The organism is Bacteroides ndongoniae (genome assembly GCF_900108345.1).
GTDB lineage: Bacteria > Bacteroidota > Bacteroidia > Bacteroidales > Bacteroidaceae > Bacteroides > Bacteroides ndongoniae.
In genome coordinates this window covers 1577929-1600140 of record NZ_FNVV01000014.1, presented here as the reverse complement: position 1 = coordinate 1600140, position 22212 = coordinate 1577929, and the positions used below count along the sequence as shown (strand labels likewise).

Below are 22212 nucleotides of genomic sequence, written 5' to 3'. Positions count from 1 at the left end.
CAAAAAAAACGGCCCTTGCAGTTGTGTGCAAGGAGGCCGGTGATTTGTGTGGCAGGGGCGGCAGAACTTAGAACTGCACTTGCGGAGCCTGTTCGGCACCTTCGGCTGCTTCGAAGTAGGCACGCTTGTCGAAACCGAACATGCCGGCAAGGATGTTCTTGGGGAAACGGCGGATGGCGGTGTTGTAGGCCTTGGCCGAGTCGTTGAAGTTCTTGCGGGCCACGTTGATGCGGTTTTCTGTTCCTTCGAGCTGGGCTTGCAGTTCCAGGAAGTTCTGGTTGGCCTTCAGGTCGGGATAGTTTTCGGTGATGGCCAGCAGTTTGCCCAGTGCGGTGGCCAGTTGTCCCTGCGCCTTCTGGTATTCGGCCAGCTTTTCGGGTGTCAGGTTCGTCGGGTCTAACTTGATTTGGGTGGCCTGGCTGCGGGCGGCGATGACGCCTTCCAGTGTTTCCTTCTCGTGGGCGGCATAGCCTTTGACGGTATTCACTAAGTTTGGGATGAGGTCGGCCCGGCGCTGGTATTGCGTCTCTACGTTGGCCCACTGGTTGCTGACGTTTTCGTCCATGCCGACGAGGCTGTTGTAGCCGCTGATGGCCCATACGGCGATGACGGCCACAATGGCCACAATGATGATCGTAATGGTTCCTTTTTTCATTTTCTTTTCTTGTTTTTGTTTTTATGATTAATGAATGTTTCTATTAGGTCTTCTCATATTCTTGCCTCTTCCTCCGCCGCCACCCAGGGTGTTGAAGCGGTAGGTGAAGTTGACGATGCAGTAGCTTGTCAGCATGTTGCTCGTCGTATCGGTGATGCCGTTGGCACTGATGCTGCGGCTCTGGTTGTTCTGCTGCTGCAGGATGTCGAACACGCGCAGGCGGATCATGGCCTGTTTCCGCTTCAGGAATCGCTTGGAAATCTGTGCGTTCCACAGCAGTTCGTCGCGGTTGGCATTGCCGCTGTAGCCTTCGCGTATGTGCCACCTCATGTCGGTCGAGATTTCGATGTCCCACGGCAGTCGTATGTGCGCGTTTCCTCCCAGCGTATAGTCGAAGGTCTCGCGGTTGCTGTTCTGCTGCTTGGCGTTGTCGGCCTTGTTGTAGCGGAAGTTGCCGTCTAAGGCGATGTCCAGCTTGTCGCTGCGGTACGAGGCCCTGAGGCGTTCGGTGCTGACGAGGCTGCGTGTGGTGCTCAGTTCGGCATCGGCTCCCTGATTATTAACAGATATGTAGCCCACTTGGTTGTTGTAGGAGGTGTTGATTCCTGCACTGAGGTTGAATTTTTTGTTTTTCAGCGGGGTGTCGAACGAGGCATTCAGGCTGGTTTGCCAGTTTCCGTTGATGTTGACCTTGTGGTAGGTGCGTGCTCCGTTGGTCTTGTCATACGTCATGCGGTTGGCAATGGAGTTCAGCGTGTTGTTGAAGGTCATGCGGATGCGGAAGCTGCGCATGGTTTTGGTGGAATAGCGCTCGTAACTGGCGTTCAGGTTGTTGGTGAACGAGGGTTTCAGGTTCGGGTTTCCGTAGCGCAGGTTCATGGGGTCGGTGATGTCGATTACTTCCTGCAGGTCTTCGATGCCGGGTGCGTTGCTCCGGCCGTTGTAGCGCAGATTGATGCGTTCGCGGCGAGAAAAGTAGTAGTCGGCCGTCAGCGTGGGCGACCAGTCCAGCGTATGTTGTCGGGGGAGGTCCTTGCCTGTATTGGGACCGATGGTCGTATGGCTTTCGGTAGTCTGCGGATTCAGCGAAAGTCCGATGTTATAAATCAATCCCCGCTGCAGGGAGTCTTTTTTCAAATGGTCGCCCTGAATGGACAGGCTGATGTTGTGGTTGGCATACCGGTTATTCACTTTCGAACTCAGGTCGTCGTTATAGCTATAATTGAATCGGTCGGCATAGTTGATGCTGTCGTAAACAAGCGATTGTGAAAGTCCGTTCGAATGCGAGTACGAATAGTTCATGCTGAGCCGGTAGTGCTTGGACAGGGGCTCGATGTAGCCCACGGAAAGATTCCAGTTGGTCGAGTTGTTATTGCTCCGGGTATTCCGGTCGATGTCGGATATACTGTCCTGCATGAAGAATTGCGAGTATGTCCGGTTGTAGTTGTCGCGGTCGTTGTTGTTGCGGCTGAAGCCGAATGACATGAACAGGTTTCGTCCTGCTTTCCGGAAACGGTGGTAGAAAGCTGCCCCACCATTCAGGTTGTAGCTTTTGCCGTTTCCTATACTCGACGTGGTTGTCTCGTTGATATCGTCTCTGTTATTGTCCGATGTCTTGTTCCAGTTTTCGCTTTGCGAGTCCGATTGACTGTAGCTCATGTTGAAGTAAGCATTCAGGGTATTCAAGCTGTCAACTTTCCATTCTACCCGTGTATTCCCGTTCAGGGTGTGATTGCCGTTTTTACTGTCGGACCGTCGGTTGGCATAAGTCGATTCATCGCCCAGGAAAGTTTCCGAGGAGGTTTCGGTATTGGTTTCATTGACGTTGTGGCGGTAATTGACGTTTCCGCGGATGTCAAGCGTATTGTCCTTTTGTGCATAGGTGATGCCGGCGTTCTGCTGGGTGCGTTGTCCGTTGCCTTGTCGCCGGGTGTTGTTGGCTGCGCCTACAAACGACAGGTTCATGTTGTCGGTGAAGTGGTTGATGTTGGCATTGCCTTCGTAGCGGTCTTTCGTTCCGTATCCTCCGATCAGGTTGCCCATCCATCCGCTGTTCTTTTTCAAGGTCAGGTCCAGGACAGGGGTTTCGTTTCCGTCCTTGATGCCGGTCATACGTTCCTGGTCGCTCTTCTCCTTGTAGGCCTTCAGCTTTTTGACGGCGTCGGCCGGCAGGTTCTTCATCGACATTTCCGTATCGTTGCCGAAGAACTCTTTTCCGTTGACCATGATTTTTTGGATTTCCTCGCCGTTGAGGGTGATTTTTCCGTCTTCGTCCACCTCGACGCCGGGCAGCTGCTTGACCAGTTCCTCAAGCATGTCGCCCGCTGCCACCCGATAGGCCGAGGCATTGTATTCCGTTGTATCGGCATTGACCACCACAGGCGGTGCTTCGGCCGTGATGACCGTTTCGGACAGCAGGACGGCGTCGGTCTCGAGAGTCAGATTGCCTAAGTTCTTTTGCGGGCCCGACTGGGCATTCAGCGTAACGGGTTTGTACAGGGTGGCGTATCCGATGAAAGATACTTTCAGCAGGTATTTTCCTGCTTTGACCCGTGACAGACTGAAGTTTCCGCTTTTGTCGGTTGTGTTTCCGGCCGTTTGCGAACTGTCGGGCAGGGACAGAAGCTGCACGGTTGCAGCCTCTACCGGTATTTCTCCGTTCTGCTCGGTCACCCTTCCGGTGACGGTGATGGTTCGTTTCTGTGCCATGACATTTCCAAACATTAGCATTAGTAGCAAAGATGTAATAATAGCGCTTTTCATGTGTGTTTATTGTTGAAGTGTTTTTATAGGACAGTCGTAGAGTCAGAAGGTTTAATGCTGTCCTGAGGATAGCGTCAGAATCTTGATCCGGCGCCTCCTCCGCCTCCCATGCCTCCTCCGAAGCTGCCTCCACTAAAACCTCCGCCACCACTGAAGCCTCCTCCGCCTCCGAAGATGACCGGACCGCTGCCTCCACGTCCGCGATAGTTTTCGTCGTACGATTGCTGTTGGCGCACAACTTTATGTCCGCAGTTCTGGCAGATGTAAGTGACGTTTTCCGTCCGTACACCGTTGCGGCGCGAGATGAGCTGGCTGGAGCTGCGCTGTAGCTTGTGCTGCCCGCATTTGGGGCATTTGCTGGCATGACGTACGGCAATGTAAGCCACCAGAAAACTTACAGCGATAATGCCGAAAAGAAGTAATACATAAGTCATTCCATTGTTACCTCTTTCATCTGCCGACGGATCGTTTTCCATCGAGCCGTCCAGCCGGCCGCAAGTGGCACGTACACCGGCTACCATTCCTTCGCTCCATCGGTTATCCTTCAGATAAGGAATCATTTCGCGTGTCTGGATGCGTTTGCAGATGGCATCGGGCAGAGGTCCTTCCAGGCCATAGCCGGTATAGAACTGGATACAACGCTGGTCGGTGACAAGCAGGATGACCAGTCCGTTGTCTTTGCCTTTCTGTCCCACGCCCCACGAGTTGAGCAGACGGTGGCAGAAGTCGAAACAGTCTTCATCGCCAATGCTGGGAACAACGGCTACGACGCTTTGTATGCCTGTCTGTTGCTCCAGCCGGTAAAGCATACGGTCGATGCTGTCGCGGGCAGATATGTCGAGGATGTTCTCGGGGTCGGTGACGTAACGGGTCTTGTCCTGTAAGTGTACTTTGGGTAAGTTGTCGGGAGTATACACTGTTTGTGCCCAAGCCATCAGTCCTAACAGATGGCAGAGCAGAATAGACGTGAATATTCGCTTCATGAGTGGATATACTTGTTTTTAGTGAATGTATTTTCTTACAAAATCGCAGACCTTGCGGGTATAGGCTTCGGGGTTCTCCTTATAGGCTACGGCATGTTCGGCACCGGGCACTATCCAGAGTTCCTTGGGTTGAGGCTTGGCCTCGTAAAGGGGATGTACCATCCAGGTGGGCACAAACGTGTCGGCATCGCCATGGATAAAGAGCATGGGGAGGGTACACTTCTTGACCTGTTCCAGCGGAGAGGCTTCCTGGAAACTCCAGCCGTACTCCATCTTGCATAAGGCACTGGCCACATTCAGCAGTGGAAAGGCTGGCAGACTGAACTGATTCTTCAGCTCTCCTTTGAACTCGTCCCAGGCGCTGGTGTAGCCGCAATCTTCGACAAAGCATTTCACGAAAGGCTGCTGGTGCATGCCGTGCTGCACTTCGCCCGATACGCACATGGTCGTAGCAGCTCCCATCGAAATGCCATGTACGACCATCTGTGTGTTTCCTCCGAACAGATGGTTGGCTTCGTCGGTCCACAGCAATACGTCGAGCCGGTCTTTCCAGCCCATCTGTACTTCGGTACCTTCGCTCAGCCCATGTCCGTAGAGGTCGGGCAACAGGATGTTGTAGCCCAGCTGGCGGTTGTAAAGGTAACCTATCATCATCATGCGGATGGAATTGTCAGTATAGCCATGGACGATGACAGCCGTGTGGCGGGTGCTGTCGGCGGCAGGAACGTAGAGGGCATGGAGTCGCCGGCCTTCGTCGTTTTCGATGTAGAGATCGTGCAGGGCACCGACGTTCTGCAGACTGTCTATCCAGCGGCTTACGTCGGGATAGTTTTCGGCCATGTACTTCAGCGAACCTTCTATGTCGCGGCTGCGGGTGACAAGTTCAGCGGGCTTTAGCGCATAGCCCAGCATGTAATAGCCTGCGCATAGCAGCAGTGCGGCCAATGCGATGATGGCCGTCAAACTGTATTTGATGGTTTTCTTCATTTTCCTTGTTTTTGTCTGTTGGTGGACAAATGTACGATTTTGTTTTGATATACAATCAATAACGACGGGGAGAATTGTAGCCTATCCTCCAGATACGGTCGAAGTAGGGTTGCCATTCGTTTTCGGCAATGCCTGTTTGCAGTCCGTAGAAGCGTGTACCGTTCTGCCGAGCTTCCTGCAACTGATGCAAAAGGGCAGGAGACGAAAGCGGTATGCGGAAATCGCTGATCCAGAGTACATCAGCGTTCTGGTAGCTCTTGCCGGACTGTAGTAATTCGAAGGTTTTCTTCATCATGCGGCTGGCATCTGTATCGCCGCATGCCGTACGGCTAAAAAAACTGAGCAGATTGGCCCTTTCTTTGCGGACGTCAATAGGCTGGATGGACACAGAGAAGGCAATGAGGAAACAATCGCGTTTCTGGCGGTCGGCAATTTCCAGCAGTCTGATTAAAGTAGAGTGTGCTACTCTTTCGGGTACCCCCGTCATGCTGCCCGAAGTGTCCAGGCAGACAATCATCGGTCCCTTTCGCTGGGCAGGGCGTGTTTGCAGGCGGCGTGCGGGTTGGGTGATTTCCGATTGGTAGCGGAATGTCTGCAATTTTTGAGTCAGAAATCTGTTGAGGAAGATTTTCTCCAGTTCCTTGTCGGAACAATAGGCTATCTCGATGGGGAGAAGGCTGTTCAGGTCGTTGCTGATGGTGATGCCTGCTATGTCGCACTGTGAGGCATGTTCCAGTTTGCTGTCATTGCCTTCGGTTATATGGATACGCTCCTTACCGTCGTCGTGGGCGGTTCGTCCCATGGCATCGGCCACTTCGGCAATCTGCGGGAAATCTTTCTGGATGCGTACGATTTTACGTATCCGTTCGAAGTCGCTGGTGTTCCACAGTCCGTTCATCATGCCCCATGCCTGCATGAATTCGTCCTTCTCTATCCGGTTCCTTTGCAGATAAGAAGGGATGTTCTGCAGATTGGAGGAGATGCGTCGTTCGAGGCTATCCCGATAGTTCTCTATTTCAGCTTCTTTCTTTTCGTTCAGTTGACGTTGTATGGCTTCCTTCCAGTCTTCGGCCAGCTTTTCCCATAGAATGTCGTCGTCCGTCTGCCCTTCTTTACCGAATGCCTGCCGGTAGAAAGGGGCGTTGAAGCCGTATCGTCCGTACTGGCAGTCCAGTTCTTCTACCAGGGCTTGCCAACCGTCACGTTTGCGGTCGTGTGTCCATTGGGTAATGAGCTGCCTGCTTTTTTCTTCCGACTGTTTACGTTGATAATTGTATTTCTCGCGTTCCAGATTTTGCAGAATAAACTGGCTCAGTGTGTCGTACAGCACGCGTGCGCAAACCTCGTCGGACAGGACTTGTACCTTGATGATAGGATTTTCCAGAATCGAACGCAGGTATGTGTAGAGCGGTTCGCTGCTGCCGGTCTCCAGAAATTCGCCTGTGGCAAAATAGTGGTCCAGCACTTCGGTATAGAACGACTGTTCATGCCTCATCGCCGTATAGCAGTTTGCGGGCATCTACTCGGGCGAATGCAATCAGTTTGCGCAGATTGGCCACGTGTTGTTCTATCTCCTTCTTGTCTTCCTCGCAAAGGAAAATGTTGGTATACAGCTTGTAGGCCAGGCTGTTGATGGCATTGTTTGCCTGTTCCAGCTCCGTTTCGTAGTCGCGGTTAACTGTCGGTCTGGTCGACTGACTGACAGCCAGTTTCTCTCCCGGACGCAAACGGCGCATGCTGTATCGCACTCCGTCGATGTACAGGTAATGATTGTCGCGGTAGAGGCGGACCTGTCTGGCATTTTTTGCCTTCATCTGACTGCTGTCTGCAAAGGTACGGATTAGGGTTCGTTCCGGATGAAGCGGGTCGGTGTACATCACGCCGGTTTGTGGAGCATCCTGTGGCTGGTGATTCTTCATTCCCATAAAGTCTGCCAGAAAGATGAATGTGTTGCCTGTGCCGTGGTTTTCCAGCTGGAAATAGAAGTGGTCGACTATCAGCAAATCGTCGTCCCGATGGTTTTGGCTATGTCTGGCTTTTTCCAATGCCTGATGGGCGGAGTAAGCTTTCAGGTCAGCTTTCAGGGTCTGTGCAGCGGACTTAATCTGTTTCTCCTGTAAGGCAAAAAGTGAGTGAATGACGAGTTGGCGTACGGCTGGCAATTCGTCGGGTTCATTCCAAAGGCTGTGGTATGTCACAATAAGGTCATCGGAGCAGACTTCGGTACGTCCGTGCATGAAAGCAGATGCCTTCAGCAATCTGGCGATGTGTTTCCAGCGGCGGTCGCTGACGTAAATGCTTCTTCTCAAGTCGCTTTCCGGAATCTCTACACTGGACAATCGTTGCCGTATCTCGGTGATGCTGTCTAATATTTCAGTTGGTATGCTGATGGCTTTGATTTGCTGTTGCCATTCAGCGTATTCGTTTTCTGTGATTTGCAGGTGAGAAGACACTGGTACCGTGTCCATATCCGTCTCGTCGAGCAACATGCGGTGGAACGTGGCTTCTTTCTGGATATTGCGGCAGATGACACGTATCAGGAAACGGTCCCATAAGGCTTCCAATCCTTCGCCGTGAGCCGGAAGCTCGTTGCTTGCCACAACCAGCAGTTTCAGGGGGAGTTTCAGTTCGTTCTCTCCGTTGCGGAATATTTTTTCATTGATAGCCGTCAGTAGTGTATTCTGTATGGCAGGACCGGCTTTCCATATTTCGTCCAGAAAAACGATGTCGGCCGAAGGCAAATATCCCTGTATGATGCGTTCGTATTTGTCTTCTTCCTTCAGACGGCTGATGCTGACCGGACCGAATATTTCGTCGGGGGTGGAGAAACGCGACATAAGGTATTCGAACGCCCGTGCGCCGGCAAATACCAGCTTCAGGCGTCTTGCCACCATTGACTTGGCCACTCCCGGAGGGCCGAGCAACAAGATGCTTTCGCCTGCCAGCGAAGCCAACAGGGAAAGCGCTATTTCGTTCTCTTTTTCATAAACCCCTCTGCTGATTTCAGCCAGTAACTGGCGTATACGTTCTACCATATCCGGATGCAGCTTTATCTGTTCCAGATTTCCCATGCGGCAAAGGCTTGCAACAGCAGCATTTCCAGACCGTTTTTGACAGAAGCTCCGTGTTCTGCTCCCTTTTTCATGAACAGGGTTTCGTTGGGGTTGTATAATAGGTCGTAGAGCAGGTGGTCAGGTGTCAGCAAATCATAGGGAATATCCGGGCAGAAATCCACTTTCGGATACATTCCTAATGGGGTAGTGTTGACAATGACGGTGTGTTCTGCCATCACTTCCGGTGTAAGTTCGGAGTATGTCAGTATATCGTTATTTTTTTTGGTGCGTGATACATAGGTGCTCTGCACACCCAAATTGGCCAGGCCATGATATACGGCTTTCGATGCACCGCCCGTTCCCAGTATAAGGGCTTTGGTGTGATGGGGTTGCAATAAGGGTTCAATGGAACGTGTAAATCCGATGATGTCCGAATTGTATCCGACCAGTTTTACTTTCCCTTTGGGTTGGCGAAGGATTTTGATCACATTGACCGCTCCAATTTTGGCAGTATCCTTATCCAGTTCGTCCAGATAGGGGATCACTTTTTCTTTATAGGGGATGGTGACGTTCAGTCCGCACAGGTCGGGGTTTTCTTCGATAACTTCCATAAAGTCTTCGATACGTGGAATTTCGAAATTCACGTATTCGGCATCAATATTCTCGGATTGGAATTTTTCGTTGAAATATCCTATAGAAAAAGAATGTTTCAACGGATAGCCTATTAAACCATACTTTTGCATAATTGTCAGTTTTTTATTTGGTTGCAACATAAAGGGTACAGATGCCAAACGTCAGTCGTTTGAAATAAACATGGCTGAAGCCGGCATTTTGGATAGCCTGCTGCATCACTTCGCCCTGAGGGAAGGCACGGATACTTTCGGGCAGATAGGTGTAGGCACTGTTGTCCTTTGATATGAGTTTGCCGATGAGGGGCATTACGATCTTGGAATAGATAGCAAACAGCTGCTTCATAGGGAAGCGGTCGGGAGTGGAAAGTTCAAGAATAACCAGATGTCTGCCAGGGCGGAGCACACGGCACATTTCGCCGAGGGCTTTATCCAGATGTTCGAAATTGCGGATGCCAAAAGCGACGGTCAGTGCATCGAAAGTAGAATCGGCAAAAGTGAGAGCTGTACAGTCCTCACGGGCGAAAGAAATACGGTCTGCAAGTCCTGCCTGGCGTACTTTTTCACGTCCGACGTTCATCATACCTTCCGAAATGTCAGCACCTATCAGCGATTGCGGTTGCAGTTCGCGGCACGCCAGAATGGCAAAGTCGCCGGTACCGGTAGCTATATCCAGCATCTGTTGCGGGTGGTAAGGACGGAGTGTGTGGATGGCTTTCCTGCGCCAGCTGCGGTCGATACCCAGTGAAAGGGTGTGATTCAACTGGTCGTAGGTAGGAGCGATGTGGTCGAACATCTGTTCTACCTGTTCGCTTTTCTTTCCTTCCTTGCCGTAAGGCATGACTTTTTCTTGTGGGTACTCCATAATAATTGCTATGTTCTTTTGCGCAAAGTTAAAAAAATAACTATTTCAGTGTGCTAATTGGTGTATAAATTCCTTTTGTGGCATACGCTTCTTTTCAGTTAGTTTCAAGAAATTGTGAAATTCTTGTTTTTTTTGCTATACCCGTTTGGGTATAAATTTAATTAAATACAGATAAAATATACCCTATAAGGTATAATAGATGGAAACTTATGTTATATTTGTACCCGAAAGGGTATAAAATATGGAACATACAGTAATTGCAGACTTTGTGAAAGAGATGCGCCGACAGTTCGGACTGACTCAGGTAGACTTGGCTGACAAATCGGGTGTGGGTCTGCGCTTTGTGCGTGATTTGGAGCAGGGCAAGCAGACCTTGCGGATGGATAAGGTAAATCAGGTACTCAGTCTGTTCGGCCGTCAGGTGGGACCAGTAGAAATAGACGTAAAAACAAGGGAGGATAAATCATGAAGAAGGCAAAGGTGTATCTGCACGACCGATTGGCGGGCAGGTTGGTAGAAGATGAGAACGGTTTTACTTTTACGTACGATGCCGCTTATCTGGCTTTGCCTGATGCGACAGCTATTAGTCTGACACTACCACTGACTGAGAAACTTTATCATGATACGGTACTCTTTCCCTTCTTTGACGGACTGATACCCGAAGGTTGGCTGCTGGACATTGCCGAACGAAGCTGGAAAATCAACCAGCGCGACCGCATGTCACTTTTGTTGGCCTGTTGTAAGGACTGTATTGGAGCTGTTAGTGTAGTACCCGATGACGAAACGGAGGAGGATAAATTATGAACCGGTGTCTGTATTGCTATAAAGAATTGGGTGAGGGGATGAAGGACTTTCATCCGGCCTGTGCCCGCAAATTTTTCGGTACCCGTACAGTGCCCGAATTGCCATACGTGCGTGGGCAGTTGGGCGACCTGGCCCGGGAAGTAGTGCGTAGCCAGACTACCCTTACCGGGGTGCAGGCCAAGCTTTCGCTCGACATTAATCGGGGCGGACGCAACGAGCCTGACCGTTTTACCATTGTGGGCCTGTGGGGACGCTTTATTCTGAAGCCACAGACACAATCCTATCGTGCTTTGCCCGAACTGGAGGACGTCACCATGCACCTGGCCGAAGCTGCTAAAATCAGTGTGGTACCCCACAGTCTGATACGTTTCAGTGACGGTGAACTGTGCTATATAACCCGTCGTATCGACCGCTTGCCCGATGGGCATAAAGTGGCAATGGAAGACATGTGCCAACTGTCCGAGCGGTTGACAGAGTACAAATACAAAGGGTCTTATGAACAGATAGCCAAACTTATCCGTCGCTATTCTTCTACGCCCCAGCTGGATGTAATCAACTTCTGGGAGGTAGTAGTATTTTGTTGGATAACAGGCAATGCAGACATGCATCTCAAGAACTTTTCACTTTATAATCTGATGGGCGGATATACGCTTACTCCGGCTTATGACATGTTGTCTACTGCGCTGGTGATGCCCGAAGATACCGAAGAACTGGCTCTTACCCTTAACGGGAAGAAGAATCGGTTGCGCAAGACGGATTTCTACAAGGCCATTACAGCTTCGGGAGTAGAAGAGAAGGTGATTGAGAATCTGGCTCGCCGCTTCAGTCGAGCTTTGCCTAAGTGGTTTGAACTGATAGACCACTCTTTCCTGCCTGACGACATGAAGAGGCAATACAAACAACTTATCTTGCGCCGCGTGGTGATGCTGCGCTGACAGTCCTGCAGGCTGAACAAAAACAGACGCGGATTACATGGAACAGGGATGATGATATCCGCAGTATTCCGCGTAATCCGCGTCAGATGTATTTCAAAAGCAAGTGTGCTCTCTGTATTTCTGCATTACTTGCTCAGGTATTCTGTTACATTCTTTTCGATACGGGCAGCAATGTCTTCGGTTGCCTCACGGACGAACTTCTCGCCGGTGATGTGTTCGTACAGTTCGATGTAGCGTTCGCTGATTGAAGTGACAATTTCGTCGGTCATTTCTGGTACCTGCTGGCCTTCCTTACCCTGGAAACCATTGTCCATCAGCCATTCGCGTACAAACTCTTTAGAGAGCTGCTTTTGAGGTTCGCCTTTCTCGAAGCGTTCTTCGTAGCCTTCGCTGTAGAAGTAACGGCTGGAGTCGGGTGTATGGATTTCGTCCATCAGGTAGATCTTACCGTCGTGCTTACCGAATTCGTATTTTGTATCTACCAGGATGAGGCCGCGTTCGGCAGCAATCTCTGTACCACGTTTGAAGAGGGCCAGTGTATATTTTTCCAACAGGGCATATTCTTCAGGAGTAGCCAGACCACGTGCCAGAATTTCTTCCTTGGAGATATCTGCATCGTGTTCACCGATTTCGGCTTTGGTAGTCGGGGTGATGATGGGTTCGGGGAACTTCTGGTTTTCCTTCATGCCTTCGGGCAGACGTACACCGCAGATTTCGCGTACACCGCTCTTGTAGGCACGCCAAGCTGATCCGCAGAGGTAGCCGCGTACAATCATTTCTACCGGGAAACCTTCGCACATAACACCAGCGGTCACCATCGGATCGGGTGTAGCCAGTTTCCAGTTAGGGCAAATGTCGGTAGTAGCATCAAGGAACTTAGCTGCAATCTGGTTCAGCATCTGTCCTTTGAAGGGGATGCCTTTGGGCAGGATAACGTCGAAGGCCGAGATACGGTCGGTTGCTACCATGACGAGTTTTTCACCGTTGATGTTATACACGTCGCGTACTTTTCCGTGATAGACGCTCTTCTGTCCCGGAAAGTTGTAATCAGTTTTAGTTAACGCTTTCATATCTTTTAGTATTTAGTTGTTAGTTTATTCGTTTTTAGTGAGCTACGAGTTACGAGCTACAAGCTACGAGTTACGAGCTACGAGTGGGGTTTAGGGAATTTAAGGAGTTTATGAGTCCGCAAATCATTTTTATGATTTCGTTCAGGGCATTCATTATTTCATCGTACGAGTTGCTGGATAGGAATCCAAGTCTCTGTGAAATAATTAAATGAGTTTCAAGTTCGCTTGCCGAGCCGAGTGCGATGTGCAGAAACTGTATAAATTCAGCCTTATTCTTTCGCCCAGACCCTTCTGCAATATTGGCAGGGATAGAAACAGCACAGCGTCTCATCTGATTGGTGATGCCATAAAGTTCTTCTTTGGGAAATTGTTTGGTAAACTTATAGATTTGTTCTACCAAGTCTATACTTTTTTTCCAAACGAGCAAGTCTTTATGTGTCTTTATCTCTGCCATGACTTTTATTTAGTTATGAACGGGGGACGGTTGTGGTTGCCTCTCCACTTGTTCCTTCTTTTTCATTCATTATATCTTTTTTGCTTGTAGCTCGTAGCTTGTTGTAGCTTGTAGCTGCTTCAAACTTTTCGTACGCTTCTACAATTTGAGTAACTAATTTGTGTCGCACAATGTCTTTCTTGTTCAGTTCGATGAAGCTGATGCCTTTCACTCCTTTCAGTATCTTCAGGGCTTGTACGAGGCCGGAGGTTTGTGAAGAGGGGAGGTCAATCTGCGTCATGTCGCCTGTTACAATCATCTTGGTGTTCATGCCCATACGGGTAAGGAACATCTTGATTTGGGCGGTGGTGGTGTTCTGTGCTTCGTCGAGGATGACGACCGCATCGTTCAGCGTACGTCCACGCATGAAGGCCAATGGGGCTATCTGTATGATGTTCAGCTCCATGTATTCCTTCAGTTTGGCAGCGGGTATCATGTCCTGCAAGGCATCGTATAGCGGTTGCAGGTACGGATCTATCTTGTCTTTCATGTCGCCGGGCAGGAAGCCGAGTTTTTCGCCAGCTTCAACGGCGGGGCGACTGAGGATGATTTTTTTGATTTCCTTGTTCTTCAGGGCACGCACAGCCAGGGCGATGGCGGTATAAGTCTTACCCGATCCGGCAGGACCGATGGCAAACACCATGTCGTTCTTATGGAAGGCATTTACCAGTTTCTGCTGGTTTTCGCTTCGGGGAATGATAGGCTTGCCCGTGACGCTGAACACGATGACGTTGCCGCTCTTTTCGGCTTGTGGGGCATTGCCTTTGATGATGTCGATGATGACTTCTTCTTTCAGCGAATTATATTCGGAGCAGTATTTTTCCAGTTTGGTAATGTTTTCCTCGAAGGCGCACATTTCTTCTTCGTCGCCCAGCACTTTGATGACGTTGCCGCGCGCTACGATGCGCAGTTTGGGGTAAAGGGCTTTTATCAGTTGCATGTTGGTGTTGTTCACACCGTAAAAGATGACCGGGTCGATATCTTCAAGGACAATCAGTTTTTCTATCATTGATATGTTTTAATGTTCATGAAATGCAATGCAAAGTTAGTGAATCGTTTGGAAAACCCTATCACTTTGCTGTGTTATTTTTCAATACAGGCTTGACGACGATGCCGTTCGCATTCTTGGTGCAGCGGATGCATTCGTGCCGCAAGGCTTCGGTCTTCATATTGAAGAGGATATTGGGGTTGAAATGCTGTCCGTTGATGCGTGTCTCGAAGTGCAGGTGTTCGGTCGTTGCCCGACCCGTGCGTCCGGTCAGGGCAATGGCTTGTCCGGCTTTTACGGTGTCGCCGCTCTGCACCAGATTCTTGGAGTTGTGGCTATAGACGGTTTCCAACCCTGAAGGATGGCGCACCACGATGACGTTGCCATAGGCGCTATATGGCTTTGACATACGCACAATGCCATTGAAAGCGCAACGGATGGTGTCGTTGGCACGGGTCTTGATATCGATACCCGTGTGTCGCCCGCCGCCCCGTCCGTAGGGCGAAATGACTTTGCCGCCGGGCAGAGGGAAGCTGTAGTCGGTTGGCGCCAGACTGTCCAGATGAATATGGATGCTTTTACTTTTGTCGAACAGTCCCGGAGTGGCCACCCGGATGTGGTTCTTCTCCATGTTCGAGAACACCGGAGGTTTTTCCTGTGCGTGGACGTTCAGCGTCAGCAGTCCGATAAGGATAATGAATAGCGATGTTTTCATTCGAAGTAGCAGATGCTTCCCCCATCGGAAGAAGCGTATTTTCTTAAGAGTTCTTGTGTCATTTCGGCAGCCTGTTGCAGACGGGCCGTGTCGCCGTCGTAGCCGTTGATGACGGCCAGTATGTGGCGGGTACCGACATCCATCTTGGTGCGTTCGTTGTCGCTGGTTGGGGTACCGATGCCTCCCACGGTATCGCGGAAGACGGGCAGTCCTTCGATGTTGAGTACGCCACGTCCGATGCCTTCAAACGGTTCACCGGCACGTCCGATGCCTAAACAAAGGTTGGTGCCTTGTATCTTGTCGGCATCGAAGCCGCCGATGCTGTAGCCTGTGCGTAGCGAGACGAGGTTGATGAGATCGACCAGCGTATCAATGCGGTACAGTTCGAGTCCGCGGAGCAGACGTCGGCGCAGGGCTTCAGCCGAGGGACGGTAGCGGCTGGGATCTTTGCCGCATCGGCGGTAGGCCTCGCGGGTGGCGGCAATGGCAGGTTGCTGTTTGATGCCGTCGGTTGTTTCGTTAGCCCTCAGTTCTTGGGTGAATATATCGATTTCCTGCCAAAGTCCCTCGCTGTAGGGCGTGTTGATGACTTCGGCATAGACGGCTGCTCCGCGGTATTCGGGGCAGCGCGATTTCAGTTCTTCGGATAATGTGAGTTGATACATGATGTATTCTGATGTTTATGTCATATTTATTTCTCAAAGTGCAAAAGTACGTTTTTATCGGCTATGTTCTTCCGGCGGGCCTCACTTTTCTTTTCGTTTATCTGAATCGCCATCCCAAGCCCAGCATCAGGTTGTTGGGGTCTTTGAACTTGCTGAGCTGATAGCCCGTATGAAGGAAGAGGTTGCGGGTAAGGAATGTCTTCAGTGCCAGTATCTGATAGAAGCCCCTGGTGTCCTTTCCTTTGTAGAGCACGTTGTGCCCGATACCGATGTTGACTGAGAAAATGGGCATGACCAGTTCGGCACGTGCCGACAGGCCTACGGCAAACTGTTCGCGGAAGGGTGGCCGGTAGAATTTCGGATCGTCGTCAGTCCCTCCGGCATAATGTCCCTGCAGGTTGGCGCTTTCGTCAAACTGGGCATCGAGCGAGATGCCTGCCCGGAAATACTTGTTGAAGTCGTACATCGGGTTGAAGTTGAGGCCGACAATGCCGAACGAGCCGGGTATCAGATGTCCCATGTTGTAGTCGTCGATGTATCCCCGTTTGCGTGTCGCTCCATATACGACGAGGTCGTAGCTGAAGTGGGGGTGGAAATCGTTCGGCAGAAGCTGTCCGGAGTTGCCTGTCGGAGTACTGTTTTCTGCTCCGAAGGTCCGTACCAGGCCGATTCGCCCGCCTACAGGGTTCACTCCGCTGTTCGGGTAATGGGTGTTTCCGTTGGAGTAGTGGGTCAGGTCGATTCCCGCTGTCAGGTTCCATTGGGGATTGATTTGCCAGTTCAGGAAGAAGCCCAGATTGATGTAGGCATTGATCTTCGAGCCTACCACGTCGTTGTAGCCCAGCACTTGTGATCCGTCCTCGGGTACGTGATACTTCTCCCACCCGAAGGAAGCGCCGAAGTTCCATTCGTAGTCCAGCGAGAGAGTGGGCGACAGTCGGGCGATGCGTGAGCCTTGAAAGGCGTAGACAGCGACGGGGCTTCCGATGGGCGGACGGTTGTCGAAGTGGTTGTACGACACGCCGATGCCCTGATAAGCGTGCGGATAAAGCCGTCCCATCCTTGAATCCTTATTAAAGCGGAAAGCGTACTTCAGGTGCACCGACCACACGTTGCGTATGGGTTGCCCCGTGGAGTTGTCTCCGTCGAAAAAGTCGTTGGTAGGTACTACGTAGGCAGGGCGGAAGTCGATGCCGAGCTGATGGGTGAGCTTTCTGGATACGCTCGGTTGGCTACAAGCGGACGTATCCGTCGGGAGGGTATGGTTGCCGGTATGTTGCGCGGCGAGCGGCATTCCTGTCACGAGGCATGCGATAAGGCCTATGCAAGTGCAGAGTACTCTCGTCCGGTTTGTTTGTCTTTTCATCTTTTCTGGTTCAATGATGTTCCGATTCTATTGTTTGCAGCTCTGTAGCAGTGCGATAGGACCTTGAGGAACTGATGTCCGCCGGTTGCCAAAGGCATACTGCTTCAGCCTTGTTCGATAAAGGAATTCAAAAGTACGTAAAAAACTCCAAACCGGACTACTATTAGTATTTATTATGATTGCGGCTTGCCGCACGGGCGGTTGGGCAAAGCTGTTCTTACGCTTTCAGCATGATGCCCGACAGCATACGCCCCGACTTGATTCCCAACCGGCGGGCGGAGAAGAAATCTTCGTGACGGGTGTAGGTGCAAATGCCGGCAGTCTCTATCTGGGTGGCGGGTAGACCGAAGTCCAGCAGTTGCAGCTGGTTGGCAGCCCACAGGTCGATGTGATGCTTGTGGGTGTCGTTCCTCCATTCGGCGATGTAAGGCATGGGGAAGCCGGCAGCGCGGAAGGCTTCGTACACCTCTTCGCCCACCTCGAAGGCGGCGAGCGAGATACCGGGGCCGATGATGGCATGCACGTCTTTGCCCTCGGTGCCGTAGAGGGTCTGCATCCGCTCCAATGTGTGCAGGGCGATGCGGCCTACTGTGCCCCGCCAGCCGGCATGGACGGCAGCGACGACACGATGTCGGCGGTCGTATAATAAAATAGGTATGCAGTCGGCCGTCGAGATGCAAAGGCAGATGCCCGGCTCGCGGGTGATGAGGGCGTCGATGCCTTGCAGGCGGTCGTGCCGTGTCTGCGGGTCGGCCTGCAGATAGTCGGTGTCGATGACGAGGGAGGCTGTGCCGTGTGTCTGCCAGGGGATGATAAGTTCCTGCGGGCGTTGCGGCATGGCTTGCAGAAGCAGTTCCCGGTTGCGGCAGACGTTCTCGGCAGTGTCGCCTGTGTAGGGCGTGCAGTTCAGCGAGGCGTATGTGCCTGTGCTGATGCCGCCGTGACGGGTGGTGCTGAATGCAAAAATGTCGGGGCATGCACTGTTTAGTGCATACTCCAACATTCGCTTGTCGGGGCTGAGACGGCTCATTGCTTGTCGTCCTCCCAGTCTTCTTCTTCGTATTCGAAGTCTTCGAGGTCTTCCACGTCGTCCTCGTCCACGTATTCGATGCTGAGGTCTTCGTCTTCGCCTTCGTCGGCCAGTTCTTCCTTCAGGTGGCTCATGTCCTTGGGACGGTGGGCGATGCTTTCTATCTTGCCCTCAATCTTGTTGCTTTCCTTGTTCAGTTCTTCCCACAGGATGTCCTTCAGCACGTTGATGCCGAGACCCGAAATGGCGGAGATGAACACGTGAGGCACGTCTTGGGGCAGGGTCGGCTCTATCTCGTCCATCAGTTCCTGGTCCAGCATGTCGCACTTGGTGATGGCCAGTACGCGCTGCTTGTCCAGCATTTCGGGGTTGAAGTTCTTTAGCTCGTTCAGCAGAATGTTGTATTCACGGGTGATGTCGTCGCTGTCGGCGGGCACCATGAACAGCAGCAGCGAGTTGCGTTCGATGTGGCGCAGGAAGCGCAGACCCAGTCCGCGTCCTTCGCTGGCTCCTTCGATGATGCCGGGAATGTCGGCCATGACGAACGACTTGCCGTCGCGGTAGGAGACGATGCCCAGATTGGGTTCCATCGTGGTGAACGGGTAGTTGGCTATCTTCGGTTTGGCCGACGACAGGGCCGAGAGCAGGGTTGACTTGCCTGCGTTGGGGAAGCCCACCAGTCCGACGTCGGCCAGCAGCTTCAGCTCCATGATGACGGTCATTTCCTGCATCGGTTCGCCGGGTTGCGCAAAGCGTGGTGCCTGTCGGGTGGCTGTCTTGAAGTGCCAGTTGCCCAGTCCGCCGCGTCCGCCCTTCAGCAGGATGACTTCCTGCCCGTGTTCGGTGACGTCGCAGATGTACTCGCCCGTCTCGGCGTTGTACACCACGGTTCCACAGGGCACTTCGATAATCTTGTCCTCGCCGTCCTTGCCGAAGCTGCGGTTCTTTGATCCGCTTTCGCCGTGTCCGGCCATGATGTGGCGGTCGTAGCGCAGGTGAAGCAAGGTCCAGTAGTTGCGGTTTCCGCGCAGGATGACGTGTCCGCCGCGTCCGCCATCGCCGCCGTCGGGTCCTCCGTTGGGCACGTACTTGGCACGGCGCATGTGTGTGGAGCCCCGTCCGCCCTTGCCTGAGCGGCAATATATCTTTACGTAGTCTACAAAGTTCGATTCTGCCATAATGTCTCGATATTAATGATTATTATCTATTTAACGGGAATAGGCTTCTACTTGTTTTTGTATGTCGGCCTTCATTTCTTCCCAGGTGGTCTGTATAAACATCTTGGGCATCAGTTGTGTATCGGCATCCTCGAAGTAGGATAGACTCATCAGTGCCCGGAAGATGGAATGTTCGGGATATTTCTGCTGGTAGAATTTCAGGATTTCTTCTAATGTATAATGCTGTAACAGACTATACATGTCAATGAAATCTTTTTTCGTTCCACGCCCTTCGATGGCATTGACTTTCATTGCGGCGATGTCCTCGGGAGATGCCAGGCGGATACCATCCTCTTCGATGCAGGGAGCAATCCATGGATAGGCATAATGGATGATATCCAACTTGATGCGGTCTATGACATAGATTTTGATGTCTTTAGATTCCTTCAGGATGGTCAGTTGCCCCGCTTGGCGCAGAACGTCCTTAATGGCTTCATCGTTGTCTTCCATTTCCCCGAACAGATCAATATCTACCGACATGCGATGTCCGTACTGGAGGGCAAGACCGGTTCCGCCCACCAACCTTGTACCCGACAGGCATTTGGCTGCCATCAGCTTCTTCAGCAATTCCAGGGTGTGGGGTTCGACTGTGCGGTATGATAACATCTGTATTCCTCCTTCCTTGTGTGCGATATGCAGCAGATGAACGACAACGCTACGGGGTCGAGCGAACGTGCCTGCTTGCAGCATTCAACGATTTTGTCCAGTCCATAATAGGAACGGATGAGGCGCCAGTCCTCCAGTGTGCCGTATTCCAGTACGCGTACGATAATCTGTTGCGGACAAGTGTCCATGTCCGCTTTTTCGGGATCAATATCCCACAGGAGTACGGGCGAGAGTCGTTCGATACAGTTCTTTCCGTTCATATCGCATTCTTGTTTTCATCTGCAAAGATACAAATAATTTCCTATAATGCTATGATACTGACTCATCCGTCTTGCATATCTGCCTTTCGTATATTATCTTTGCAAGTGAAGAAGGAATCATCCGGGATGATTCCTATAATCATTGCGGATGATTCTACCAATCATCCCGGATGATTCCTATTAAAGGTATAAGGAAAGCCCTGTACGGTCGGCAGGCGGGGATGGCCAAGCCGGCGGTGGAGGGGGAGTGGACAATAACATTTAAATGATAAAGATATGGCTTTTTACAAGAAACAGAAGATGAACGGCAAGTGGTATCCGCGTTCGTTTACGGTAGGAACCATGGATACGGATCAGGTGGCCGAACGGCTTTCGCGCATTTCGACCGTTAGCAAGGGCGATACGTACGCCGTGCTGGTGGGGCTGGGCGAGGTGCTTGGCAGTATGCTGGAGGCAGGCTATTCTGTGAAGCTGAAAGGGGTAGGCACGTTCTACCTGACCGGTCGTGCCGAAGGGCAAGGGGTGGATACGCCCGAAGAAGTATCGGGTCAGCAGTTCTCGAAACTGCAGGTGCGCTTCATCCCCGAATATCAGCGCGAGCAGAACGGCAAGGTGACGGGGCGCACGCTGGTGCCTGACAGGGTGGAGTGGACGGAGCTGAACATTGAAAAGAAAATAAGATGATGAAACTGAGGATAGTTTTTTGTTTGTTGTTGAGTTGTTGTCTGTACATGGCACAGGCTCAGAAGAAGACGGAACTTTGCATTGTGGGTACTGTTCACAGTCCCCGTTCGTATTTTGATAGCGACACCGTCTATCGGATTCTTTGCCAAGCGGATGCTGATGTGGTACTGATAGAATTGGACACTGCATTTTTTGACAGTGACTTCCGTTTCGACTTGGAGCGTTTTCCCGATCTGCTTTCCACGAATGAAAACATTGCTGCACATCGTTATCAGACGGAACAAGGAGCTTTGTTGCGTCCGTTTGACGTGTCAGGGCGTAATGCGTGGTATCGTGAGCATCGCTATTTTGAAAGGCAGGATAGTATGTGGCTTGATGTGTTGGCCTGTTATCGAGAAGGCAGGCTGGATAAGCGGGCGCAAGAGGACGTAGAATTGGTGCTTCAAGTAATGGATTACAATGGTATGAAATTTGCTTCGGCAAGAGATATGAATTCCAGCATGACGATGGGTTATCTTTCTCTACGTGAGCAGATTCTTTATCCCAAACTGGTGTCCGTGGTGGAGCATACACCAAATCTTTCTCATTGGTTGGATTTTGCCAAGCTATGGGCAGCACATTGGTGGAAACGGAATGAGATAATGGCCGCTAATATACGACGGACGGTTGTTACTTTCCCTGGCAGACGGGTAGTGGTGCTCGTGGGCATAGAACATAAACCTGCCCTGATGAGGCTACTTAAAAGTGAGTCGGATGAATGGGGGTTGAAAGAATATTGGGAGTATTGACGGAGAAGATATGAATAGGGGCTGAATATTAAGTATTCAGCCCCGTATTTTGTTTCTTTTTACTTCACAGCATCGATAGCCTTGCAGATATCAGCTGTGATAGTCTCCAGTTCGCCCAGTCCGTTGATGTGGGCGTAGAGGCCTTCCTGCTTGTACCAGTCGATCAGCGGAGCGGTCTGGCTGTGATAAACGGTGAGGCGCTTCTTGATGGTCTCTTCGTTATCGTCGGCACGGCCTGACTGCTGTCCGCGCAGGATGAGGCGTTTCATCAGTTCGTCTTCGGGCACGTCGAGGTCGAGCATTATGCTCACCTGTTGTCCGCGCTCGGCCAGCATCTTCTTCAATGCTTCGGCTTGTGCGATGGTACGTGGGAAGCCGTCGAAAATGACGCCTTTCGAATCCTTGAAGCTATCGAGCGTGGAAGCCAGGATGTCGATAATCAGGTTGTCGGGGAGGAGTTGTCCCTGGTCGATGTATCCCTTGGCTGTCTTTCCCAGCTCGGTACCGTTCTTTATTTCGGCACGCAGCACGTCCCCCGTGGAGATGTGGTTAATGCCATACTTAGCTACAATTCTCTCGCTTTGTGTGCCCTTACCGGAACCGGGGGCACCGAAAATTACAATGTTCAGCATTGTTTTTGATTAGTGATTAAATGT

At 51.3% G+C, this 22212-nt stretch carries 24 protein-coding genes; 5 read left to right on the top strand and 19 right to left on the bottom strand.

The window, feature by feature from the left end:
• Positions 1 to 67: 67 nt before the first annotated feature.
• The 8 genes from BQ5591_RS17490 to ubiE all read right to left on the bottom strand — a co-directional run bounded on the left by BQ5591_RS17490 (position 68) and on the right by ubiE (position 9935).
• Positions 68 to 655 (bottom strand): LemA family protein, encoded by a 588-nt coding sequence (locus BQ5591_RS17490; RefSeq protein ID WP_071150309.1) that lies wholly within the window; start codon positions 653 to 655, stop codon positions 68 to 70.
• A 27-nt stretch (positions 656 to 682) separates the two neighbouring features.
• A complete protein-coding gene (locus tag BQ5591_RS17485) occupies positions 683 to 3364 on the bottom strand; it encodes a TonB-dependent receptor (RefSeq protein ID WP_159434507.1) in 2682 nt (893 codons plus the stop codon).
• Between the two features lie 128 nt (positions 3365 to 3492).
• A complete protein-coding gene (locus BQ5591_RS17480; protein ID WP_071150307.1) occupies positions 3493 to 4401 on the bottom strand; it encodes a TPM domain-containing protein in 909 nt (302 codons plus the stop codon).
• Between the two features lie 18 nt (positions 4402 to 4419).
• Positions 4420 to 5388: an alpha/beta hydrolase gene (locus BQ5591_RS17475; protein WP_071150306.1), complete on the bottom strand. Its 969-nt coding sequence runs from the start codon at positions 5386 to 5388 to the stop codon at positions 4420 to 4422.
• A 55-nt stretch (positions 5389 to 5443) separates the two neighbouring features.
• Positions 5444 to 6883, bottom strand: coding sequence for a vWA domain-containing protein (locus BQ5591_RS17470; protein ID WP_235817111.1), 1440 nt, complete (start codon positions 6881 to 6883; stop codon positions 5444 to 5446).
• Complete coding sequence (locus BQ5591_RS17465; protein ID WP_235817110.1) at positions 6873 to 8459, bottom strand: AAA family ATPase; 1587 nt, start codon at positions 8457 to 8459, stop codon at positions 6873 to 6875. The genes BQ5591_RS17470 and BQ5591_RS17465 overlap by 11 nt, the downstream gene beginning before the upstream one ends.
• Positions 8438 to 9184, bottom strand: coding sequence for a shikimate dehydrogenase family protein (locus BQ5591_RS17460; RefSeq protein ID WP_071150304.1), 747 nt, complete (start codon positions 9182 to 9184; stop codon positions 8438 to 8440). The genes BQ5591_RS17465 and BQ5591_RS17460 overlap by 22 nt, the downstream gene beginning before the upstream one ends.
• A gap of 13 nt (positions 9185 to 9197) precedes the next feature.
• Positions 9198 to 9935 (bottom strand): bifunctional demethylmenaquinone methyltransferase/2-methoxy-6-polyprenyl-1,4-benzoquinol methylase UbiE, encoded by a 738-nt coding sequence (gene ubiE / locus BQ5591_RS17455; protein WP_071150303.1) that lies wholly within the window; start codon positions 9933 to 9935, stop codon positions 9198 to 9200.
• A gap of 241 nt (positions 9936 to 10176) precedes the next feature.
• On the opposite strand from ubiE, the gene BQ5591_RS17450 reads away from it, so the two are divergent.
• The 3 genes from BQ5591_RS17450 to BQ5591_RS17440 are packed head-to-tail and all read left to right on the top strand — an operon-like array spanning position 10177 to position 11674.
• Positions 10177 to 10404 carry a helix-turn-helix transcriptional regulator gene (locus tag BQ5591_RS17450; RefSeq protein WP_022161524.1) on the top strand — a complete coding sequence of 76 codons (228 nt, stop codon included), beginning with the start codon at positions 10177 to 10179 and terminating at the stop codon, positions 10402 to 10404.
• A complete protein-coding gene (locus BQ5591_RS17445) occupies positions 10401 to 10739 on the top strand; it encodes a HipA N-terminal domain-containing protein (protein WP_071150302.1) in 339 nt (112 codons plus the stop codon). The genes BQ5591_RS17450 and BQ5591_RS17445 overlap by 4 nt, the downstream gene beginning before the upstream one ends.
• Entirely contained in the window at positions 10736 to 11674 is a 939-nt protein-coding gene (locus BQ5591_RS17440) for a HipA domain-containing protein (RefSeq protein WP_022161522.1), read from the top strand. Before BQ5591_RS17445 ends, BQ5591_RS17440 begins: the two co-directional genes overlap by 4 nt.
• 125 nt (positions 11675 to 11799) lie before the next feature.
• Here BQ5591_RS17440 and BQ5591_RS17435 read toward each other — a convergent pair whose 3' ends face one another.
• The 10 genes from BQ5591_RS17435 to BQ5591_RS17390 all read right to left on the bottom strand — a co-directional run bounded on the left by BQ5591_RS17435 (position 11800) and on the right by BQ5591_RS17390 (position 20084).
• Positions 11800 to 12744 (bottom strand): phosphoribosylaminoimidazolesuccinocarboxamide synthase, encoded by a 945-nt coding sequence (locus BQ5591_RS17435; RefSeq protein ID WP_071150301.1) that lies wholly within the window; start codon positions 12742 to 12744, stop codon positions 11800 to 11802.
• A gap of 70 nt (positions 12745 to 12814) precedes the next feature.
• Positions 12815 to 13198 (bottom strand): four helix bundle protein, encoded by a 384-nt coding sequence (locus tag BQ5591_RS17430; protein ID WP_317042587.1) that lies wholly within the window; start codon positions 13196 to 13198, stop codon positions 12815 to 12817.
• A 13-nt stretch (positions 13199 to 13211) separates the two neighbouring features.
• Positions 13212 to 14246: a PhoH family protein gene (locus tag BQ5591_RS17425; protein WP_071150300.1), complete on the bottom strand. Its 1035-nt coding sequence runs from the start codon at positions 14244 to 14246 to the stop codon at positions 13212 to 13214.
• A gap of 61 nt (positions 14247 to 14307) precedes the next feature.
• On the bottom strand, positions 14308 to 14940 hold the full coding sequence (locus BQ5591_RS17420) for a M23 family metallopeptidase (protein ID WP_071150299.1): 633 nt from the start codon (positions 14938 to 14940) through the stop codon (positions 14308 to 14310).
• Positions 14937 to 15605, bottom strand: coding sequence for a B3/B4 domain-containing protein (locus tag BQ5591_RS17415; RefSeq protein ID WP_071150298.1), 669 nt, complete (start codon positions 15603 to 15605; stop codon positions 14937 to 14939). Before BQ5591_RS17415 ends, BQ5591_RS17420 begins: the two co-directional genes overlap by 4 nt.
• Before the next feature lie 97 nt (positions 15606 to 15702).
• Positions 15703 to 16971 carry an acyloxyacyl hydrolase gene (locus BQ5591_RS17410; protein WP_113740897.1) on the bottom strand — a complete coding sequence of 423 codons (1269 nt, stop codon included), beginning with the start codon at positions 16969 to 16971 and terminating at the stop codon, positions 15703 to 15705.
• 217 nt (positions 16972 to 17188) lie between these two features.
• On the bottom strand, positions 17189 to 18001 hold the full coding sequence (pgeF, locus tag BQ5591_RS17405; protein WP_071150296.1) for a peptidoglycan editing factor PgeF: 813 nt from the start codon (positions 17999 to 18001) through the stop codon (positions 17189 to 17191).
• Positions 17998 to 19179: a GTPase ObgE gene (gene obgE / locus BQ5591_RS17400; RefSeq protein ID WP_071150295.1), complete on the bottom strand. Its 1182-nt coding sequence runs from the start codon at positions 19177 to 19179 to the stop codon at positions 17998 to 18000. Before obgE ends, pgeF begins: the two co-directional genes overlap by 4 nt.
• A 30-nt stretch (positions 19180 to 19209) precedes the next feature.
• Positions 19210 to 19824, bottom strand: a complete 615-nt coding sequence (locus tag BQ5591_RS17395; RefSeq protein ID WP_071150294.1) for a nucleotidyl transferase AbiEii/AbiGii toxin family protein — start codon at positions 19822 to 19824, stop codon at positions 19210 to 19212.
• Complete coding sequence (locus BQ5591_RS17390) at positions 19779 to 20084, bottom strand: DUF6922 domain-containing protein (protein ID WP_022164306.1); 306 nt, start codon at positions 20082 to 20084, stop codon at positions 19779 to 19781. The genes BQ5591_RS17395 and BQ5591_RS17390 overlap by 46 nt, the downstream gene beginning before the upstream one ends.
• 276 nt (positions 20085 to 20360) lie before the next feature.
• On the opposite strand from BQ5591_RS17390, the gene BQ5591_RS17385 reads away from it, so the two are divergent.
• On the top strand, positions 20361 to 20768 hold the full coding sequence (locus BQ5591_RS17385) for an HU family DNA-binding protein (protein ID WP_071150293.1): 408 nt from the start codon (positions 20361 to 20363) through the stop codon (positions 20766 to 20768).
• Positions 20765 to 21556 (top strand): hypothetical protein, encoded by a 792-nt coding sequence (locus BQ5591_RS17380; RefSeq protein ID WP_071150292.1) that lies wholly within the window; start codon positions 20765 to 20767, stop codon positions 21554 to 21556. The genes BQ5591_RS17385 and BQ5591_RS17380 overlap by 4 nt, the downstream gene beginning before the upstream one ends.
• Before the next feature lie 59 nt (positions 21557 to 21615).
• Here BQ5591_RS17380 and BQ5591_RS17375 read toward each other — a convergent pair whose 3' ends face one another.
• Positions 21616 to 22188, bottom strand: coding sequence for an adenylate kinase (locus BQ5591_RS17375; protein WP_071150291.1), 573 nt, complete (start codon positions 22186 to 22188; stop codon positions 21616 to 21618).
• Positions 22189 to 22212 lie beyond the last annotated feature (24 nt).

What these genes read in the sequence shown, in the direction of transcription:
- BQ5591_RS17490 (WP_071150309.1), bottom strand. Translation starts at nt 655, where the DNA reads ATGAAAAAAGGAACCATTACGATCATCATTGTGGCCATTGTGGCCGTC.
- BQ5591_RS17485 (WP_159434507.1), bottom strand. Translation starts at nt 3,364, where the DNA reads ATGGCACAGAAACGAACCATCACCGTCACCGGAAGGGTGACCGAGCAG.
- BQ5591_RS17480 (WP_071150307.1), bottom strand. Translation starts at nt 4,401, where the DNA reads ATGAAGCGAATATTCACGTCTATTCTGCTCTGCCATCTGTTAGGACTG.
- BQ5591_RS17475 (WP_071150306.1), bottom strand. Translation starts at nt 5,388, where the DNA reads ATGAAGAAAACCATCAAATACAGTTTGACGGCCATCATCGCATTGGCC.
- BQ5591_RS17470 (WP_235817111.1), bottom strand. Translation starts at nt 6,883, where the DNA reads ATGAGGCATGAACAGTCGTTCTATACCGAAGTGCTGGACCACTATTTT.
- BQ5591_RS17465 (WP_235817110.1), bottom strand. Translation starts at nt 8,459, where the DNA reads ATGGGAAATCTGGAACAGATAAAGCTGCATCCGGATATGGTAGAACGT.
- BQ5591_RS17460 (WP_071150304.1), bottom strand. Translation starts at nt 9,184, where the DNA reads ATGCAAAAGTATGGTTTAATAGGCTATCCGTTGAAACATTCTTTTTCT.
- ubiE (WP_071150303.1), bottom strand. Translation starts at nt 9,935, where the DNA reads ATGGAGTACCCACAAGAAAAAGTCATGCCTTACGGCAAGGAAGGAAAG.
- BQ5591_RS17450 (WP_022161524.1), top strand. Translation starts at nt 10,177, where the DNA reads ATGGAACATACAGTAATTGCAGACTTTGTGAAAGAGATGCGCCGACAG.
- BQ5591_RS17445 (WP_071150302.1), top strand. Translation starts at nt 10,401, where the DNA reads ATGAAGAAGGCAAAGGTGTATCTGCACGACCGATTGGCGGGCAGGTTG.
- BQ5591_RS17440 (WP_022161522.1), top strand. Translation starts at nt 10,736, where the DNA reads ATGAACCGGTGTCTGTATTGCTATAAAGAATTGGGTGAGGGGATGAAG.
- BQ5591_RS17435 (WP_071150301.1), bottom strand. Translation starts at nt 12,744, where the DNA reads ATGAAAGCGTTAACTAAAACTGATTACAACTTTCCGGGACAGAAGAGC.
- BQ5591_RS17430 (WP_317042587.1), bottom strand. Translation starts at nt 13,198, where the DNA reads ATGGCAGAGATAAAGACACATAAAGACTTGCTCGTTTGGAAAAAAAGT.
- BQ5591_RS17425 (WP_071150300.1), bottom strand. Translation starts at nt 14,246, where the DNA reads ATGATAGAAAAACTGATTGTCCTTGAAGATATCGACCCGGTCATCTTT.
- BQ5591_RS17420 (WP_071150299.1), bottom strand. Translation starts at nt 14,940, where the DNA reads ATGAAAACATCGCTATTCATTATCCTTATCGGACTGCTGACGCTGAAC.
- BQ5591_RS17415 (WP_071150298.1), bottom strand. Translation starts at nt 15,605, where the DNA reads ATGTATCAACTCACATTATCCGAAGAACTGAAATCGCGCTGCCCCGAA.
- BQ5591_RS17410 (WP_113740897.1), bottom strand. Translation starts at nt 16,971, where the DNA reads ATGAAAAGACAAACAAACCGGACGAGAGTACTCTGCACTTGCATAGGC.
- pgeF (WP_071150296.1), bottom strand. Translation starts at nt 18,001, where the DNA reads ATGAGCCGTCTCAGCCCCGACAAGCGAATGTTGGAGTATGCACTAAAC.
- obgE (WP_071150295.1), bottom strand. Translation starts at nt 19,179, where the DNA reads ATGGCAGAATCGAACTTTGTAGACTACGTAAAGATATATTGCCGCTCA.
- BQ5591_RS17395 (WP_071150294.1), bottom strand. Translation starts at nt 19,824, where the DNA reads ATGTTATCATACCGCACAGTCGAACCCCACACCCTGGAATTGCTGAAG.
- BQ5591_RS17390 (WP_022164306.1), bottom strand. Translation starts at nt 20,084, where the DNA reads ATGAACGGAAAGAACTGTATCGAACGACTCTCGCCCGTACTCCTGTGG.
- BQ5591_RS17385 (WP_071150293.1), top strand. Translation starts at nt 20,361, where the DNA reads ATGGCTTTTTACAAGAAACAGAAGATGAACGGCAAGTGGTATCCGCGT.
- BQ5591_RS17380 (WP_071150292.1), top strand. Translation starts at nt 20,765, where the DNA reads ATGATGAAACTGAGGATAGTTTTTTGTTTGTTGTTGAGTTGTTGTCTG.
- BQ5591_RS17375 (WP_071150291.1), bottom strand. Translation starts at nt 22,188, where the DNA reads ATGCTGAACATTGTAATTTTCGGTGCCCCCGGTTCCGGTAAGGGCACA.